General features: G+C 73.3%; 16 protein-coding genes. 4 read left to right on the forward strand and 12 right to left on the reverse strand.

Annotated elements, in window-relative coordinates:
• Positions 1-2: 2 nt before the first annotated feature.
• On the forward strand, positions 3-632 hold the full coding sequence (locus KDN32_RS13910; RefSeq protein WP_211732846.1) for a TetR/AcrR family transcriptional regulator: 630 nt from the start codon (positions 3-5) through the stop codon (positions 630-632).
• Here KDN32_RS13910 and paaI read toward each other — a convergent pair.
• From paaI to paaA, 6 genes are all read right to left on the reverse strand, one after another.
• Positions 601-1,041, reverse strand: a complete 441-nt coding sequence (gene paaI, locus KDN32_RS13915) for a hydroxyphenylacetyl-CoA thioesterase PaaI (protein ID WP_211732847.1) — start codon at positions 1,039-1,041, stop codon at positions 601-603. The two genes, KDN32_RS13910 and paaI, sit on opposite strands and share 32 nt — an antisense overlap.
• On the reverse strand, positions 1,034-2,083 hold the full coding sequence (gene paaE, locus KDN32_RS13920; protein WP_211732848.1) for a 1,2-phenylacetyl-CoA epoxidase subunit PaaE: 1,050 nt from the start codon (positions 2,081-2,083) through the stop codon (positions 1,034-1,036). Before paaE ends, paaI begins: the two co-directional genes overlap by 8 nt.
• Positions 2,084-2,085: 2 nt before the next feature.
• Positions 2,086-2,595 (reverse strand): 1,2-phenylacetyl-CoA epoxidase subunit PaaD, encoded by a 510-nt coding sequence (gene paaD / locus KDN32_RS13925; protein WP_307854090.1) that lies wholly within the window; start codon positions 2,593-2,595, stop codon positions 2,086-2,088.
• Positions 2,592-3,530 (reverse strand): 1,2-phenylacetyl-CoA epoxidase subunit PaaC, encoded by a 939-nt coding sequence (paaC, locus tag KDN32_RS13930; protein WP_211732850.1) that lies wholly within the window; start codon positions 3,528-3,530, stop codon positions 2,592-2,594. Before paaC ends, paaD begins: the two co-directional genes overlap by 4 nt.
• Positions 3,531-3,622: 92 nt before the next feature.
• Positions 3,623-3,985 (reverse strand): 1,2-phenylacetyl-CoA epoxidase subunit PaaB, encoded by a 363-nt coding sequence (paaB, locus tag KDN32_RS13935; RefSeq protein ID WP_211732851.1) that lies wholly within the window; start codon positions 3,983-3,985, stop codon positions 3,623-3,625.
• Entirely contained in the window at positions 3,982-4,941 is a 960-nt protein-coding gene (gene paaA / locus KDN32_RS13940) for a 1,2-phenylacetyl-CoA epoxidase subunit PaaA (RefSeq protein WP_211732852.1), read from the reverse strand. The genes paaB and paaA overlap by 4 nt, the downstream gene beginning before the upstream one ends.
• A gap of 122 nt (positions 4,942-5,063) precedes the next feature.
• On the opposite strand from paaA, the gene paaZ reads away from it, so the two are divergent.
• On the forward strand, positions 5,064-7,130 hold the full coding sequence (gene paaZ, locus KDN32_RS13945) for a phenylacetic acid degradation bifunctional protein PaaZ (RefSeq protein ID WP_211732853.1): 2,067 nt from the start codon (positions 5,064-5,066) through the stop codon (positions 7,128-7,130).
• A 23-nt stretch (positions 7,131-7,153) separates the two neighbouring features.
• The gene (locus KDN32_RS13950) at positions 7,154-7,366 is read left to right on the forward strand and encodes a PLDc N-terminal domain-containing protein (protein ID WP_211732854.1); all 213 of its coding nucleotides are present in this window, start codon (positions 7,154-7,156) and stop codon (positions 7,364-7,366) included.
• Between the two features lie 4 nt (positions 7,367-7,370).
• Here KDN32_RS13950 and KDN32_RS13955 read toward each other — a convergent pair whose 3' ends face one another.
• Both KDN32_RS13955 and KDN32_RS13960 read right to left on the reverse strand, forming a co-directional pair.
• Complete coding sequence (locus KDN32_RS13955; RefSeq protein WP_211732855.1) at positions 7,371-8,027, reverse strand: SDR family oxidoreductase; 657 nt, start codon at positions 8,025-8,027, stop codon at positions 7,371-7,373.
• A 32-nt stretch (positions 8,028-8,059) separates the two neighbouring features.
• The gene (locus KDN32_RS13960) at positions 8,060-8,266 is read right to left on the reverse strand and encodes a hypothetical protein (protein ID WP_211732856.1); all 207 of its coding nucleotides are present in this window, start codon (positions 8,264-8,266) and stop codon (positions 8,060-8,062) included.
• A gap of 112 nt (positions 8,267-8,378) precedes the next feature.
• Here KDN32_RS13960 and KDN32_RS13965 point away from each other — a divergent pair, with 112 nt between their 5' ends.
• Complete coding sequence (locus tag KDN32_RS13965) at positions 8,379-9,365, forward strand: LLM class F420-dependent oxidoreductase (RefSeq protein ID WP_211732857.1); 987 nt, start codon at positions 8,379-8,381, stop codon at positions 9,363-9,365.
• Between the two features lie 3 nt (positions 9,366-9,368).
• Here KDN32_RS13965 and KDN32_RS13970 read toward each other — a convergent pair whose 3' ends face one another.
• The 4 genes from KDN32_RS13970 to KDN32_RS13985 form a co-directional block, all read right to left on the reverse strand.
• The gene (locus KDN32_RS13970) at positions 9,369-10,244 is read right to left on the reverse strand and encodes an AfsR/SARP family transcriptional regulator (protein ID WP_211732858.1); all 876 of its coding nucleotides are present in this window, start codon (positions 10,242-10,244) and stop codon (positions 9,369-9,371) included.
• Positions 10,245-10,382: 138 nt separating this feature from the next.
• A complete protein-coding gene (locus tag KDN32_RS22950; protein WP_211732859.1) occupies positions 10,383-11,603 on the reverse strand; it encodes a sensor histidine kinase in 1,221 nt (406 codons plus the stop codon).
• A gap of 122 nt (positions 11,604-11,725) precedes the next feature.
• The gene (locus tag KDN32_RS13980) at positions 11,726-12,433 is read right to left on the reverse strand and encodes a response regulator transcription factor (protein WP_211732860.1); all 708 of its coding nucleotides are present in this window, start codon (positions 12,431-12,433) and stop codon (positions 11,726-11,728) included.
• Between the two features lie 125 nt (positions 12,434-12,558).
• Positions 12,559-17,994, reverse strand: a complete 5,436-nt coding sequence (locus KDN32_RS13985; protein WP_211732861.1) for a peroxidase family protein — start codon at positions 17,992-17,994, stop codon at positions 12,559-12,561.
• Positions 17,995-18,090 lie beyond the last annotated feature (96 nt).

An 18,090-nucleotide genomic window follows, 5' to 3' on the forward strand; every position in this document is an offset into this window, starting at 1 on the left:
CCATGGAGGGCAGTCCCGGGACCACCACCCGCCGCGGCCGGCCGGGACACGACCAGCAGGCCGTGCTCCGCACGGCGGTCGAGCTGTTCAACCGGCAGGGCTACGACGCGACCAGCGTCGGCGACGTCGCGCGCGAGCTGGGGCTGACCAAGTCGGCGATCTACCACCACGTGCCCAGCAAGGAGCACCTGCTGCGCACCGCGATCGACGAGGCCCTCGACGCCCTCATCGGTGCCCTCGACGAGGTCGCCGCCGACGACCACCTCGATGCCGGCACCCGACTGCGCGCGGCCGTGCGACGCAGCGTCACGGTCCTCGTCGAGCACCTCCCGGCCGTCACCCTGCTGCTGCGCGTGCACGGCAACACCCCGGTCCAGAAGGACGCCCTCGCCCGGCGCCGCACCATCGACGAGCGGCTCGCCGACATGGTCCGCGCGGCCGCCGCCGACGGCGCGGTGCGCGATGACCTCGACCCCCTGCTGGTCAGCCGGCTGCTCTTCGGCACGGTCAACTCGCTGACCGAGTGGGTGCACACCGGCACGCAGGAGGTCGACGCCGAGGCGCTCGCCGACGCCGTCGTTGCGCTCGCCTTCGACGGCCTCAGCCGTCGGCCGGCGGGCCCGGCTCGCTAGGCCGTCCGAGCGAGCGGCTGCGCCCGCGGAACTCGGCGACGACCTCACCTGCCTCCGGGTCGTCGGCACGCACCGTGACGTCGTAGAGACCCGACCGCCCGCGCAGGGTCACCTCCCGGGCCTCCGCGTGCAGCGTCTGTCCGAGCCGTCCGGGCTGCACGAAGTCGACAGTGAAACCGGCGGCCACCGTGACCGGACCCCGGGAGTTGCAGGCCAGGGCGAACGCCGAGTCGGCGAGCGTGGCGATCAGCCCGCCGTGGCACAGGTCGTGCCCGTTGACCATGTCGTCGCGCACCACCATCGAGACACGGGCGCGCCCCGGGCCGAGGTCGTCCAGGCGGATCCCGAGCGCCGCGCTCGCCGCGTCGGCCGCCCACATGGCGCGGGCCGGCTCGAGCGGGTCAGGCATCGAAGTCGACCGTGACGGCGTCGCCGACGGGATAGGTCTGGCAGGTCAGCACGAACTGCTGCTCGACCTCCTCGGGCTCGAGGGCGTAGTTGCGGACCATCTCCACCTCGCCCTCGACCACCCGGGCGCGGCAGGTGCCGCAGACGCCCCCCTTGCAGGCGAACGGCAGGTCGCTGCGGACCGCCTGCGCGGAGTCGAGCACGGTCTGGTCGCGCGGCACCGCGTGCGTCGTGGAACGCCCGTCGAGGACGACCGTCACGTCGCTGGTGACGCCCTCGACGACGCGGTCCGCGTGGCGCAGCTGCGGCGGCGGCTCGTCGACGAAGAACAGCTCGAAGTGGACCTTCTCCCGCGGCACGCCGAGCTCCTCGAGCACGGCGCGGGCGTCCTGGACCAGCCCGAGCGGGCCGCAGAGCCAGACGTGGTCGACGGCCCCGAGCGGCACCTTGAGCGGCAGCAGCCGGCGCAGCCGGTCGGCGTCGAGCCGCCCCGAGAACAGCTCGACGTCGCGCGGCTCGCGCGACAGCACGTGCACGAGGTCGAAGCGCGGGCCGTGCAGGTTCTTGAGGTCGCTGAGCTCCTCGGCGAACATCACCGACGTGGTCTCGCGGTTGCCGTAGAGCAGGGTGACCGTGCTGTCCGGGTTGGCCAGGACGGACGCGGCGATGGACAGCATCGGGGTGATGCCGGACCCGGCCGCGATGCAGAGGTGGCGCCCGGGCTGGCTGGGGTCGGCCCGGAAGCTGCCCGACGGCTCGGCGACCTCCACGGTCTCCCCCGGCGCCAGGTCGTCGAGCAGCCACGTGGAGAACAGGCCGCCCGGGATCGCCCGGACCCCGATGCGCGGCGCGGCGCCAGCGGGCGCGCAGATCGAGTACGTGCGCCGGTGCTCGACGCCGTCGACCACCCGGCGCAGCGTCAGGGACTCCCCCGGCGCGAAGTCGAAGACCTCGCGCAGGTCGTCGGGGACGTCGAAACTGACGGCCGCCGAGTCGTCGGTGAGGCGCTCGACGTCGCGCACCCGCAGGGCGTGGAACGCCATGCTCAGATCTCCTTCACGTGGTCGAACGGCTCGAGGCAGGCCGTGCAGCGGTACTGCGCCTTGCACGCGGTCGACCCGAACTCCGAGACCAGCTCGGTGGCGGGCGAGTCGCACTGCGGGCACCGGACCTGGCGGGCCGTGGGCAGCAGGGTCAGCGGGATCGGCCCGTCGGTGCGCGGCGCCGGCCCGGGCGGTGAGATCCCGGCGGCGGCGAGCGCCGCGCGACCGGCTGGGGTGATCCAGTCGGTGGTCCACGCGGGGTCGAGGCTGACCCGCACCTCGACGCGGTCGAAGCCGGCCGACGACAGCTCGCGGACGAGGTCGTCGCGCATCGCGGCCATCGCCGGGCAGCCCGAGTAGGTGGGGGTGATGTCGACGACGACGTGCGCGTCACCGACGACGTCGACGTCGCGCAGCACGCCGAGGTCGACGAGGGTCAGCATCGGCAGCTCGGGGTCGGTGACCCGTCCGGCCGCCGCGCGGGCCCGCTCCGCCGTGCGGGCCACGGTCACCACAGCCCCGTCGGGTGGGCGCGGGCGACAGACTGCATCTCGGCCAGCATCCGGCCGAGCGGCTCGCCGTGCATCCCGTCGCGACCTGTACGGCCGAGCACCCCGGCGCGACGGGCGACCTGCGGTCGCTCCAGCCCGGCGGCACCGAGGACCTGGTCGAGCACGGCCTCCGCGGCGACGCTGGCGGTGGCGGGGTCGACACCGACGCCGGCCTCGGCGGCGGCCGCCTCGACCGGGTGGGTGTCGAAGAGCTCGGGCCACAGCGGCCACAGCTGGTCGAGCGCCGCGACCAGCCGGCGCCGCGACTCGTCGGTGCCTCCGGCCAGGGTGACGAACCAGCGGGCGGCGTAGTCGCGGTGGTAGGTGACCTCCTTGACGCCCTTCGCGGCCACCGCGGCGAGGACGTGGTCGCGGCTGTCGCGCAGCCGCTCGAGGAGGGCCAGGCGCCACACCGAGAAGAGCAGCACCCGCACCGTCGCCTCGGCGAAGTCGCCGTTGACGACCTCCGCGAGGCGGACGTTGCGGAGCTGGTGGGCCTCGCGGAAGAACGCGAGCGCGTCCTCGGGAGGCGTGGGCGCGCCCTCGGGGAGCGCCGGGAGCAGCGACTCGTCGGCCCGGGCGGCCCGGGCCAGCAGGAGCCGCGCCTGGCCGAGCAGGTCGAGCGCGATGTTGGACAGCGCGATGTCGTCCTCGAGGTCCGGCGCGTTGCTGGTCCACTCCGAGATCCGGTGCGACATGACCAGCGCGTCGTCGCCGAGCATGAGGGCGTACGTCGCCAGCGTCGCGGCGTCGACGCCGTCGGGGATCGTCGTGTCGACCCCGGCCAGCGGGTCCTCGAAGTCGGTGCCGAACGCCCAGTGGGCGTCGTTGACGAGCAGCCCGGCGTAGGCGCTGTCGTGCTCGTCCTCGGGCGGGGTGTCGATGTGGGAGTCCAAGGCTTCACCTGCAGGTTGTCAGGAGGGTCGGGGTCCCCGCGGCGTTGTCCTGGAGGAGCGCAGCGGGGGAAGGAGAACGTCGTGGGGTGGGCTCACATATGGGGGACGTCGGCGGCGATCTCGTAGAACGTCGGGTGGCGGTAGACCTTGTCGCCGCTCGGGGCGAACATCGGGTCCTTCTCGTCGGGGCTCGACGCGGTGATCGCGTCGGCCCGCACCACCCAGATGCTGACGCCCTCGTTGCGGCGGGTGTAGACGTCGCGGGCGTGGAGCACCGCCATCCGGTCGTCGGCGGCGTGCAGCGAGCCGACGTGGACGTGGTTGAGGCCGCGCTTGCCGCGCACGAACACCTCGTAGAGCGGCCACTCCGGCTCGGGCGCGGGGACGCCCTCCCCCGTCGGAACCCCGGCCAGCGGCACGGCGCCGTGGCCGCCCTCGGCGGACAGGTTGCTCATGCGGAGGCCTGCTTCCCGGCCTGCTTGCGGGCGTAGGCCGTCGCGGCCTCGCGCACCCAGGCGCCGTCCTCGTGGGCACGGCGGCGGTGGGCCATCCGCTGCGCGTTGCACGGACCGTTGCCCTTCACGCCCTCCATGAACTCCTCCCAGTCGGGCTGGCCGAAGTCGTGGTGGCCGCGCTCCTCGTTCCACCGCAGCTCCGGGTCGGGCAGCGTGACGCCGAGCGCCTCGGCCTGCGGGACGGACATGTCGACGAACTTCTGCCGCAGCTCGTCGTTGGTGTGCCGCTTGATGCCCCACGCCATCGACTGGGCGGTGTTGGGCGAGGCGTCGTCCGGCGGGCCGAACATCATCAGCGCGGGCCACCAGAACCGGTCGACCGACTCCTGCACCATCGCGCGCTGGGCGTCGGTGCCGCGCATCATGGTCGCGAGCAGCTCGTAGCCCTGGCGCTGGTGGAAGGACTCCTCCTTGCAGACCCGGATCATCGCGCGGCCGTAGGGACCGTAGGAGGTGCGGCACAGCGGCACCTGGTTGCAGATCGCAGCACCGTCGACGAGCCAGCCGATGGTGCCGACGTCGGCGTAGGACAGCGTCGGGTAGTTGAAGATCGAGGAGTACTTCTGCTTGCCGGCGATCAGCAGCTCGGTGAGCTCGAGCCGGGAGACGCCGAGGGTCTCGGCCGCGGAGTAGAGGTAGAGCCCGTGCCCGGCCTCGTCCTGGACCTTCGCCAGCAAGATGGCCTTGCGGCGCAGGCTGGGCGCGCGGGTGATCCAGTTGCCCTCCGGCTGCATGCCGATGATCTCGCTGTGCGCGTGCTGGGCGATCTGCCGCACGAGCGTCCTGCGGTAGCCCTCCGGCATCCAGTCGCGCGGCTCGATCCGCTCGTTGCGTGCGACGGTGGCCTCGAAGTGGGCCTGGAGGGCCTCGTCGGGAGCGGTCTCCGTGATCGTCATGCGTCCTCCGCTGGTGGGGTCCGACACCATTTACTGACCGATCGGTCTGCTATTAGTGTGTCACCAGTCACTGTGGCACGCAAAGCACCGCCTGCACACCGCCCACGACCCAGGGAGACCCCGTGACCCGTCTGCTCGAGAGCTACGCCGCCGGCCGCTGGTGGTCCTCCTCCTCGGAGGGCGATCCGCTGCTCGACGCGGCCACGGGCGAGGAGGTCGCCCGGATCTCCAGCGCCGGGCTCGACATCGGCGCGATGACCCACCACGCACGCACCGTGGGCGGGCCCGCGATCCGGTCGATGACCTTCCACGAGCGGGCGCTGCTGCTCAAGGAGCTCGCGGCCCACCTCACCGGCCTCAAGGACGAGCTCTACGAGGTGTCGCTGCGCACCGGCGCGACGCGGCGCGACTCGATGATCGATGTCGACGGCGGCTTCGCCACGTTGTTCAGCTATTCGTCCAAGAGCCGCCGCGAGCTGCCCAACGACGTCGTGGTCTGCGACGGCGACCTCGAGCAGCTCGGGCGCACCGGTGTCTTCATGGGCCAGCACGTCTACACCTCCCGCCCCGGCGTCGCGGTCCAGGTCAACGCGTTCAACTTCCCCGTCTGGGGCATGCTCGAGAAGCTCGCCCCGGCCTTCGTCGCCGGTCTGCCGTCGATCGTCAAGCCGGCCAGCCAGACGGCCTACCTCACCGAGCTCGTCGTGCGCCGGATCATCGAGTCCGGCATCCTGCCCGAGGGCTCGCTCCAGCTGCTGTCCGGCTCGGCCGGCGACCTGCTCGACCACCTCGGGGTCCAGGACTCGGTCGCCTTCACCGGCTCGGCCCACACCGCGGGCATCCTGCGCCAGCACCCGTCGGTGCTGCACGGGGGCGTGACGCTCCAGGTCGAGGCCGACTCGCTCAACTGCTCCGTCCTCGGGCCCGACGTCGCCGCCGGCGACCCGGAGTGGGACCTCTTCGTCAGGGGCGTCGTCACCGAGATGACCGCCAAGGCCGGCCAGAAGTGCACCGCGATCCGCCGGGTGATCGTGCCCGCCGCGGTGGCCGACGACCTGACCGAGGCGATCCGCGCGAGGCTCGCCACGATCACCGTCGGCGACCCCGGCGACGAGTCGGTCCGGATGGGCCCGCTGGCCTCGCTGGGCCAGCGCGAGGAGGTCCGCAAGGCCGTCGAGGCGCTCCGCTCGTCGGCCGACGTCGTGCTGGGCGACCCCACGGCGACCTCCGGCTTCCTCGGCGACGGCGAGCGTGGCGCGTTCATGGCGCCGGTCCTGCTGCGCGCCCGCGCCGGCGCGGTCGAGCCGCACGACGTCGAGCCGTTCGGACCGGTGTCGACGGTGATGTCCTACGACACCCTCGACGAGGCCGTCGACCTCGCCGCACGCGGCAAGGGTTCCCTGGCCGGCTCGGTCGTCACCCACGACCCGAGCGTCGCGCGCGCGCTCGTCCTCGGCCTCGCGCCGTGGCACGGCCGCATCCTCGTGCTCGACCGCGACGCCGCGCCGGAGTCCACCGGCCACGGCTCCCCCCTGCCGATGCTGGTGCACGGCGGTCCCGGCCGCGCCGGCGGCGGCGAGGAGCTCGGAGGTGTGCGGGGCGTGCTGCACCACATGCAGCGCTCGGCGATCCAGGGCTCCCCCGACATGCTGACCGCCGTGACCGGCCGCTGGACCCGCGGGTCGCAGCGCACGCTGACGCCCGAGCACCCCTTCCGTCACTCGCTCGCGACGCTGCGCGTCGGCGACACCGTCGCCACGGAGCCGCGGGTCATCACCCTGAAGGACATCGACCACTTCGCGGAGTTCACCGGCGACACCTTCTACGCCCACACCGATCCCGAGGCGGCCGCGCAGAACCCGCTGTTCGGCGGGATCGTCGCCCACGGCTACCTCATCGTGTCGATGGCCGCGGGCCTCTTCGTCGACCCGGCCCCGGGCCCGGTGCTGGCCAACTTCGGCGTCGACAACCTGCGGTTCCTGACCCCCGTCAAGGCTGGTGACTCGATCCGCGTCACCCTCACCGTCAAGCAGGTCACGCCGCGCTCGTCGGCCGACTACGGCGAGGTGCGCTGGGACGCGCTGGTCACCAACGGCGACGACGAGCCGGTCGCGACCTACGACGTGCTGACGCTGGTCGCCAAGCACGACGACCAGCAGGACGACCAGCAGGACGACCGGCAGGCCTGAGCGGCCGCGCTACGGTGCGAGGCATGGCGAAGAAGTCCTGGGCCGACATGACGCCCACCCAGAAGAAGATCGTCGTGGTGACCGGCCTCGCCGAGGTCGCCCTGACCACGTGGTGCGCCAAGGACCTCAAGCAGCGACCGGCCGCGATGGTCCGCGGACCCAAGCTGCTGTGGGGGCCGCTGCTCTCGGTGCAGCCCGTCGGCCCGATCGCCTACCTGCTGGTCGGTCGGCGCTGACGGCTCACCCCGCGTAGGGGACCTCGCTGGTCCACGCGTCCTCGTCGCGGGCGACCGCGTCCCAGATCGCGTCGGCGACGCGGTCCGGCGTGAACGCACCCTCGCGAGCCAGCGTGCCGCGCACCGTCACCGAGACGGCACGGATGCCCTCCGGTGCGAGCGCCTGGTCGAGGCTGTGCACGAGGTTGCGCACACCGGCCTTCTGCACGCCCAGCGAGGCCGCGCCCTCCCACGGCTCGTCGGCGGCCATGCTGCCGGTGACGCTGATCCGGGCGCCGCGCGACATGTACGGCCGCGCCGCCTGCACGACCGTGAGCAGCGCCCCGACCCCGAGCGCGACGTCCTCGAGCAGCTCGGGGACGGTGAGCTCGAGCGGGTCCTTCTCGCGGTAGGCGCTGGGGTTGAAGTGCAGCACATCGATGCGCCCGGTGTGCCCGCCGAAGCGGCGTACGGCCTCGTGCGCGGCCGCGACGTCGGTGACGTCGGTGACGGCATGGCCCACGGCGACCCCTCGCGGCTCGAGGTCGGCCACCAGGTCGTCGAGCACCGGCTGCTCGCGCCCGAGGAGCGCCACGTCGTGGCCCTCGTCGGCGAAGCGGCGCGCCACCGAGCCGCTCACTCCGGGTCCGGCACCCACGACGAGGATCACTGGTCGTCCCATGCGGTCATTCCTACCGCACTCCTGCCGGGTCGTCAGGGCTGGTGCGGGTGCTTGCCGGTGGGGTCGTCCGGGATCGCGTTGGGCCCCTGGGCCCCCTCCTCGACGTCACCGGACTCCTGCTCCGGCTGCCCGGCGACGGAGTCCCCGGAGCTGATCGGCTCGGGTGCCTCCTGGGCGAGCTCGGACACCTGGCCGTCCTGCTCGTCCGTCGGCTTCGCGTCATGGGCTGCGTCGATCATCGGTCCTCCTGGACGACGTGGTCGGTCACGCCCAGCCAACCAGCCCGCACCGTCGCGCAGCCCACCTCGGCGGGTGGTGGGCCGGTCCGCGCCGCTGGCTAGCGTCGAGACCATGACACGCTTCGGCTACACCCTGATGACCGAGCAGAGCGGGCCGCGCGAGCTGGTCGGCTACGCCGTCGCCGCGGAGGAGGCCGGGTTCGACTTCGAGGTCTCCAGCGACCACTTCTCCCCGTGGCTCACCGAGCAGGGCCACGCACCCCACGCGTGGACCATGCTCGGGGCCGTCGCCCACGCGACCTCACGCGTCGACCTGATGACCTACGTGACCTGTCCGACGCTGCGCTACCACCCGGCCGTCGTCGCACAGCAGTCGGCGACCCTGCAGCTGCTCGCCGAGGGACGCTTCACCCTGGGCCTGGGCAGCGGCGAGAACCTCAACGAGCACGTGGTCGGCGCCGGGTGGCCGGCGATCGCCGAGCGCCAGGACATGCTCGCCGAGGCGATCGAGGTGATCCGTGCGCTGCACACCGGCGAGCTCGTGAACCACCGCGGCGAGTTCTTCCAGGTCGACTCCGCCCGCATCTGGGACCTCCCCGAGCAGGGGGTCGACATCGCCCTGGCCGTCGCCGGCGACCGCGGCATCGAGCGCTTCGCTCCCCTGGCCGACCACCTGGTCGCGGTCGAGCCGGACGCCGACCTCGTCGAGTCGTGGAACGCCACCGAGGGCGCACCCCGCATCGGCTCCGGCGCCCGCGCGGTCGGTCAGATCCCGATCTGCTGGGACCCCGACCGCGACGCCGCGATCACCCGGGCCCACGAGCAGTTCCGGTGGTTCGCCGGCGGCTGGAAGGTCAACGCCGACCTGCCGACGCCCGCCGGCTTCTCGGGGGCGACCCAGTTCGTGCGGCCCGAGGACGTCGCGGAGTCCATCCCCTGCGGACCCGACCTCGACGCGATCGTCGAGGCGGTCTCGGACTTCTGGGAGGCGGGCTTCACCGACGTCGCCCTCGTGCAGGTGGGCGACGAGGGCCAGGACCGCTTCCTCGCCGAGGCAGCCGGGCCGCTGCTGGAGAAGCTGCGGTCGGCTGCCCCGTGACGCTCACCCCGCCTGCGGGACCGGCATCGGCTTCGGCTTCGGCATCAGCACCAGGCTGACGTCGCGGACCACCGGGTCGTCGAGGTCGAGGGCGGCCTGGTCCTGCAGAGCCTCGCGCAGCAGCCGGATCAGGGCCGGCACGGTGCCGGCCGACCGCGTCGCCTGCGGACGGAGGAGATGGAGGTAGAGCTCCTCGGTCTCCGGGCCGAGCCCCACCCCCAGGTCGGCCTCGTAGCGCCCGCGGGCCTCCTCGAAGGCCTGGACCGCTCGTCCGGTCTGGCCGCTGGCCGCCAGGGCCGACATGAGCTCGCGCAGTGCTCCCTCGCAGTAGGGCGACGAGCGCAGGGCGGCGCGAGCCAGGCGTACGGCCGTGGGCGGCTCCCCCTGCTCGCGCGCGACCCCGGCGGCGCGGGTCGCGGCCATCGCGACGGCGTCGTCCCACTCGCTGCGCGCACGCGTCGCCCACTCCGCGTAGGGCACGTCGACCAGCAGGCCGCGCGCCGCGAGGTCCAGCGCGTCGAGCACCGCGTCCGGGTCACCGCTCGCCAGCATCGCGAGCCCCTGGTGCAGGTCGACGGTGACGAGGTCCGGGTCGAGGAGGTAGCCGTGGGCGGAGGTCACCAGGACCGGGCCCGCCCCGATCATCGACAGGCCACGCCGCAGCAGGCTGACGTAGCCGTGCAGCGTGGCGACGTAGCCGCGGGGCGGTCGCCCCTCCCACAGCGCCTCCGCGATCTCGTCGCGCGTGCGCGGGACGCCCGGTGCCAGCGCCAAGAGCGCCAGCACGCCCACGGGCTTGCGCCCCCCGAAGTCGGGACCGCGGGCCACGAACGCTCCGTGCGACACCCCCACCGGACCGAACAGACTGATCGTGCTCATGCGTGTTCCTCCCCACCCAGCGGTCCCGACCATCGGCCCCACGCCGAGAGGACCTCACCCCGCGAAGAAGCATCGCAACCACGACCGGCCGCCGGAACCGCCATGCGAGGGTGGACCACACCCCCAACGTGGGGGTGGTCAGGCCAGGGCCGGCTGGGTCCGCACGAACGGGATCACGGCCGCCAGCCGGGTGCCTCCCCCGGGCGCGCGACCGAGGGTGAGCGACCCGCCCACGTCCTCGATCGTCTCGGCGAGCAGCCGCAGGCCCTGGCCGGACGCGAGGGCACCCTCGGCGGGCGGGACGGCGCCGTCGTCGAGGACCTCCACCTCGATCGTGTCCGCCTGCGCCCCGGGGCGGACGTCGACGAGCACCGAGCCGGCGGCCGCGTGCTTGACCACGTTGCGCAGCCCCTCACGGACGACGCGGAAGGCGAGGATCCCGCTGCCGTCGGGCACGCGTACGTCGCGGGCGTAGGACACCGTGATGTCGAGGTCCTGGTCGCGGTGCTGGCGGGCGAGGTCGACCACCGCGTCGGCGAGCCCCCGCGTCTCGAGCTGTCGGGGCGCGAGGTCGACCACGAGCGAGCGCAGCGACGCCTCGCCCCGTCGCGCGGAGCCCACGACCCGGGTGAGGACCTCGCGGGACGCGGCGTCGTCGAGCGAACGCCCCTCCAGCAGCGACATGCCCATGCTGATCGCGGCCATGTCCTGGATCACCCCGTCGTGCAGGTCCTGGGCCAGCAGCAGCCGCTGGTGGCGCCAGGACTCCACGCTGCGCCCGAGCGCCCGGGTCCGTCGCCGCTGGGCCTCGTCGACGCGGCCGGCGAGGCGGAGCGCGAGCGGCACCAGCAGCGCGAGCAGCAGGGCCACGGACCCGATCCCCAGCCCGAGCAGCCTGGGCAGCACGGCGGCGCGGTCGGCGGCGATCCGGTCGGCCGGCAGGTACGCCTCGAAGAGGAACGGCTCCCCGTCTGCTCCCACGCTGCCGACGAGGACCTCGAGCTGACCGGGCTCGGCGAACAGGTCCGCGTCGTGCGGGGCGGTCTCCTCGGGCAGGTGGGCGACCGCCCGCTGCGTGGTGAGCGCGGTCATCGCGTCCCGGGAGAGGTCGTAGGACTGCCCCGCCAGGTCGCCCCGCGACATCCACAGGATCCGGCCGTCCTCGTCCCACACCACGATGTGCGACACCCGCCCCTCCGCGATGCGAGCGCGCAGCACGTCGCCGATCCGGGCGAGGCTCTGCGGGTCGCCGCGCCGCACGCCGTCGGTCACCAGCGGCCCCGCGACCCCCCACGCGATGCCGCGGGCGCGGGACGAGGCGTCGCGCAGCGCCTCGCGCTCGGCGACCTGCTGGCTCACGACCCACGCCGCCGCCGACACGGCGAGGAGGCAGCCCACCCCGATGAGGGCACAACGAAGCGCCACCCTCCGAAACGTGGAGGACGCCGCGGCGCCCGCGGCCGCGCGTCGGCCGAGCCCGGTCACGACGCCCGCTCGAGGAGACCGAGCGACTGCGCCTTGACCACCGCCTCGAGCTGGGTGTGGGCGTCGAGCTTGTGCAGCAGCGCCTTCACGTAGCCCCGGCAGGTGGCCGTGGTGATGCCGAGCTCGCGGGCGATCCGCACGACGTCCTTGCCCTGTCCCATCAGCCGCAGCACGTCGCCCTCGCGCGGGCTGAGCGACACCTCGGCCATCGGCGGGCGCGAGAGCATCCGGAGCAGGGACGGGTCGACCACGAGCTGGTCGCGCCGGGCGTCGCGCACCGTCGCCAGCAGCACCTGGAGGTCACCGTCCTTCACCAGCAGGCCGCTGGCACCGCACTCGTGCAGGGTGGTCAGGCGCATCCCCGTCGAGTCGCCCGTGATCAAGATGGTGGCGCCGGTCCCGGTGGCCTGGACCGCCCGCGCGACCTCGACCCCCGACATCCGCTCCGCGCCGAGGTGCAGGTCGCAGAGCACGACGTCCGGCTCCAGCTCCTCGACCAGGCGGACGGCGGTGCGGCAGTCGTAGGCGACGCCCACGCACCCCAGGCCCGGCGCCGCGTCCAGCGCCAGGCGAAGCAGCTCGGCCACGGTCCGGTGGTCGTCGACCACCAGCACCCGGCGGGTCGCCGGTCCCTCTGGTCCGTCGTCCCCCGGAGTGAGCGGTCGTCGACCACCCTCCGTGAGCCCGGAGGAGGTGGTGCCCACAGGGCATTCTGGGACGGCCGCCGCGACGGCGCCCAGCGATTCACCACCGGTCCAGACCACTCCCCGCGCACGTCGCAGCGATATACGCCAACGAGGGGACGGCGCGCTCGATGGTCCCCCGGGGATCAGGGTCGGGTGCGGAAGGTGATGGTCGTCGTGGCCAGCGGGTTGCCCAGCGCGTCCCTGATCGCTCCCGCCCCGCCGGTCAGCGTGACCCGGTAGAGCGTGTTGCGGGTCAGGGACGGGACCGGGTTGACCGTGATGCGGGTCCCGGCCGTGTTGACGGTCACCGCCGAGGACACCGTCGCCCCGGACGCCACGTTGGTCAGCACGACCGTCGACGTGCTCGCCCCGACCACCCGTTCGCTGAGGTTGACGACCGTGTTGGCGCCGAGCCCCACCCCGGTGGCACCGTCCGCGGGTGTCGAGCTCACCACGACCGGCGGCGTCGCGTCGGAGGCGGTCGTGAAGGTGATCGAGGTCGTCGGCAGCAGGTTGCCCGCCGCGTCCCGGATCGCGTTCGCGCCGGTGCCGAGGAAGGTCAGCGTGTACGTCGTGCCCGCCGCCAGGTTGGCGTTCGGGTTGACGGTCACGGTGCGCGTCGCGTCGATGTAGGTCACGACCCTCCCCACGAGCGCCCCGGTCGCGGTGTTGCGCAGCTGGACCGCACTGGTCCAGCTCGGGCTGCTCACCGACCGGTCGAACACCCCGACCTGGTCGGCGGAGGCGGAGACCCCGGTAGCGCTGGCGGCGGGGGTCGTCGACACCAGCCGCGGCAGCGGGTTGGCAGGCACCACGGGACCGGACTCCGCGGACGGAGCGCTCTCGCCGACGGCGTTCACCGAGATCACGCGGAACGTGTACGTCGTGCCGTTCGTGAGGCCGCTGACCACCGCCGACCGCGCACCCCCCGTGATCTGGCCGACGGTGCGCTGGACGCTGCCGCCGACGACGACCTGGATCCGGTGCTCGGACACCGGGAACAGGCTGGTCGAGGCCGGGTCGGTCCACGACACCGTGGCGGACGCGTTGCCCGCCACCGCGGTCACCCCGGTCGGGCTGGGCGGCGTGGTGAGCTGGACCGTCCGGTCGGAGAACCGCAGCTGCTCGACGTTGCGGACCGTGTCCGTGCCGTCGTTGCGGGCTGCCGTCCGGTTGTCGGCGACCGTGATCGAGCCGTTGGCGTTCGGCACGATGGTGTAGTCGCTGCGCACGCTGCTGAACACCGCGGTGTCCACCGCCCCCGGGCTGGCCGGGACGACGATGCGACGTCCGATCCGGAGGTTGCCCGGGTCGACCAGCCCGGCGAAGACCGCCTGCTGCAGCGTCCTGCCGGCGGTCCCGGCGCCGAAGGTGCCGGTCAGTGCCTGGTGCTCCAGCAGGTCGGTGCTGCCGATCTCCGCGCTGGCGGGGTTCGACGCCGGTCCGTCCAGCACGCTGATCCGCACCTCGAGCGCCCGGTCGCCGTCGATGACGTCGTTGCCGCCGCGACCCTCGAGGGTGTCGGACCCCGCACCGCCGACGAGGATGTTGCCGTCGCCCCAGATGTCGCCCTCCAGGGGGCAGGACCCGGTGAACGCGCCGGCGCCGAGGTCCGCCCCGGTCAGCCGGGCCGGCACCCCACCTCCGCCGGGCAGGGTCACGGCCGCGACGTCGAGGTCGCTCAGCGGGGGCACGATCGCGTCGAGGCCGGGGATCCGCGCCAGGCCCGCGGCGTCGAGCGCGTCGCACCCGGTGAAGCCCCCGCCCTGGACCGCCGCGGGGAACTCGTCGTCGCCGCGGATCACGTCGTCGAGCGCGGACCCGGAGTTGGCCTCCATCTCGGCCCACCGGTCGCGGTTGACCACGACCGGGAGCGGCTGCCCGGCGAGGACCTGGTTGATCAACATGTCGTCGTCCGCCCCCACCGTGTCGTACTGGTGGGTGGCCCAGTCGAAGCCGCCGGCCCCGGCGTTCCGGTCGATCGCCGCGTTCTGCGACATGATGTCGTCGCCGCCCTCGGCGTCGTAGTCGTTCTCGCCGGGCTGGCCGACGAAGACGTCGTGGCCCGGCTGCGGCTCACCCGGGTCGTCGAAGAAGGGCGCCCCGTGGTCGCCCATCAGCAGGTCCTGGCCGTTGCCACCCTGGATCCAGTCGTTGCCACCGTCGCCGAAGACCGCGTCGGCGCCGTTGCCGGCGATGATGAAGTCGTCGCCCTCGCCGCCGAACGTCTCGTTGTCGTTGAGACCGCCGTTGACCACGTCCTGCCCGTCGCCGGCGAAGGCGAGGTCGTCGCCGGGACCTGAGTCGATGGCGTCGTCACCGGGTCCGCCGCGGTGCATGTCCGCGCCGTCGAGGTCGGTGATGATGTCGTCGCCGAGCCCGCCCAGGGCCACGTCGTCGCCGCCGTTGCCCTCGATCCGGTCGTTGCCCTCGCCGCCCCAGAAGGTGTCGTTGTCGTTGCCGCCGTTGACCCGGTCGACGCCGGGCGTGCCCTCGTAGACCGACTGACCGTTGATGCCGGACGGGTCGACGGTGTTGCGGGTCCTGTAGGCGATGGTGCCGTCGGGGTTGCGGACGAGCAGCAGGTTCTCCTTGCAGTCGGGGGTCGCCGGGTCGTCCGCGACCGTCGAGCCGCTCTGGGCGAACCCGGCCGCCGTGCCGGCGAGGTGCTCGAGCAGGAAGTGGCAGTCGGCGGTGCCGAAGGCGTCCGCCTTCAGCGCGCTGGTGCCGTCGGTGTTGCGCTGGATGATCTCGGTGAACGAGTTGCCCTCGAGCTGCGTGCGCAGGTTGAGTCCGGGCGTCCGGGCCAGGTAGTAGAGCCGGTCGTTGTCCTGCAGCTTCTCCATCTGGGTCTGGAAGACGTAGGTGAAGGTGCTGCCGAGCAGGCCGCCGAACAGGTTGGTCACCTCCGCGAGACCACCCACCCAGAGGTCCACGTCGTCGACACCCGTCGCGCTCCGGCCGGCCGCCGTGCTGGACCAGTCACCGCACCCGGCGTCGGGCTCCTGGCAGGCGGTCAGCTGGGTGCTGTCGGTGCTGAACATGAAGGACGCGGCGTCCGCGGGCGGGGTGTCCCCGGGCTGGGGGTCGACGAGTGCCCGGGCTGCCGCCCGCTTGCCGGCGAGGGTCGTCGCGGCGGTGATCGTCGGGTGCGTGCCGTAGGCGGCGACGAAGTTGACCAGCGACTCCGGGTGCTTGAGGTGGTTGCCGAAGTCGGCCCAGCTCTCGTAGGGCGCCAGCGACGGGTCGTTGGTCCGGGCGTGGAGCTCGCGCCGGACCTCGTTGAGGCGCGGCACGCCCGCGTCCCGGGCACGGGCCATGTTGAGCGCCGCGAGGTCGAGCGGCAGGCCGAGCAGGTTGCTGCGCAGCGTCCTCGTCACGAACTCGTCGATCTCGTTGCCGACCTGGTCGGCCGACCCCATCGCGATGGCGCCCGCCGCCTGCTCCGGCGTCCAGGGATGCGCCGGGTCGCCGCTGTCGAAGTACATCGGCGGGTTGAGGAAGGCGTCGAGCAGGAACTCGTCGTGGTCCACGCCGTTGTAGCGGCGCGCCACCACGTCGTCGAGCATCGAGTGACCGAAGCGGTAGACCGCGTGGGCGAACTCGGCGTCGACGGCCGGGTCAACGTCCGGGGAGTAGACGTGGAACGGGTGGATCGCCGGGACCATCTTGCGCGCGAACTCCTCGAACACGAGGTGCTGGTACTCCATCTCGTTGACGAAGCGGGCGGCCTGGAAGAGGCGGTCGCCGTAGGACCAGGCGCGAGCCCCGGCGCCGGCCCCCTCGGGCGGCGCGGTGGTCGCGAACCCGGCGAGGAGCGACTCGTTGCCGGGCTGGTGGAGGGTCGCGTCGATGTCGGCGACGAGCCGGTCGTGCTCGGAGTGGAAGACCTGATGCACGAAGCTCAGCGCGATGTTCTCGTTGACGCGGCCGTCGCCGGCGATGAAGTGCGAGGCGAGCAGCTCGTCGTCGTACTCCCCCGGCGCGACCGGGTCGGTCGAGCTGCCGGCGGTGTCGTCGGCGTCCGGGACGGCCGGCACGGCCGGCGTGCCGGGGTTGTGGTCGGCGTCGACCGGCGACGGGTCAGCGGCGTGGGCGATGTCGGTGAGGAACGGCGTCTGGAAGTGGCGGACGCTGCTCGGCGGGCGCACGCCCCTGCCGCCGTCGGCGGTCGGGTCGCCCTCGACCAGACCGGACTCAGGGCAGTCGCCGCCGTTGGGCGTGCAGACGTACTGCGGGAAGCCACCGGCCGGACCGGGGACGAACTGGCCGTAGGGATCGGTGAGCAGCGCCGGGACGTCGAGCACGTCGGTGTCGACGAGCTGGAGGCCGAGCTCGCGCGCGGCCTGCTGCTTCGTCGACGCCCACGACGCCATGCCGGTACGACCGTCGGGCGAGCCGGCGTAGGTCTCGCCGGCGCCGAGCCCGCCCAGCAGGCGACCGGTGGAGACCGGGTCGGTGTCGTCCGCTCCCTCGTCCACGCCGTCGGTGGTCGGGTCGTCGTGCAGCACGCCGTCGGGGCCGGGGTCGGTGAGCTCGTACTCGCGCAGGTAGACCTGGTGCGCGGCGTGGGAGGAGTAGGTCTGGCTCTGGTCCACCCACGGGCTGTCGGTGTTGTCGGCGTCCTGGACGTCGTCGGCCGTGCCCATCTGGCCGTCGGGCCCGGGCTGGTTCTTGGCGCGGGTGATCGCCATGAACTGCGGGCCGCTGCCGAGCTCGTCCCCGGTGCCCGCCTTGCCGTCGGGACCCAGCGTGCGCAGCGGGTCGTCGGCCGCGAGCGGGACGAAGACGGTCGCGCCGCCCTTCACCGTCTGGTCGACCCCGTGGTCGAAGAACTGCCCGAAGAAGGTGAACGTCGAGTTGTAGGGCGGGGACAGGCCCACGTCGGTCGTGACGTTCGGGATGAACAGGGTGCCACCCGCCCCCACGCAGCCGTCGGGCGTGCCGTCGGGGTCGGCCTCGCTGGGGTCGCCCCCCGGCTGGCAGGGCACCACGCCGCTGTTGCCCTGCGTGCGGACCGGGTTGCCGGCGGCCGCCACGGCGGCCGGGTTGGTGGCGGTCTGGTCGACGACCAGGTTGCTCACCAGCCGCGGCTGGGAGTCGTAGACCGACCCCGTCTTCTGGGCATAGCTGCTGGCGTCCTTGCCGGGACTCCCCGGGAAGAGCGCGCCGGCGTCGATGCCCTCGGCCTCGCGGAAGGTCGGGTCGACCAGGCGCGGGAACACCTGGTCGGCCGAGCCCCACCGGGAGCGTCCCGGGAACAGGTTGTTGCACGACCCGTCGACGGTGCGCAGGCCGTAGGACGTGAGCCGGTCGGGGATCTGGTTCGGGCCGGAGCCCACGAGGGTGCCGCAGGGGTCGGCGGCGGTGAGCGTGTTGGCGTGCCGCTCCGAGATCCGGATCTGGCGCAGGATGAAGGTCAGGTCGCCCTTGCTCACGGTGAACCCGGCCCCGACCACGCCGGCGGCGCCGGCCGGTGGTGCGGCCGGCAGCAGCGCGCCGAGTGCCGCGACCACCGACAGGACGGCCAGGCACGCGGTCCGGCGGTACGTACGGGTGTGCTGCGGCGTGCGGTCCATGGTGTGCCCCGTCGGATGGCTCGCCCCGGGCAGGCGTGCGAGGGGGTCAGGGTGCGCCGGCACTCCTTGGGCCGGCCTTGGGCCGGCCCCAAGGGG

The organism is Nocardioides palaemonis (genome assembly GCF_018275325.1).
Taxonomy (GTDB): Bacteria; Actinomycetota; Actinomycetes; order Propionibacteriales; family Nocardioidaceae; genus Nocardioides; species Nocardioides palaemonis.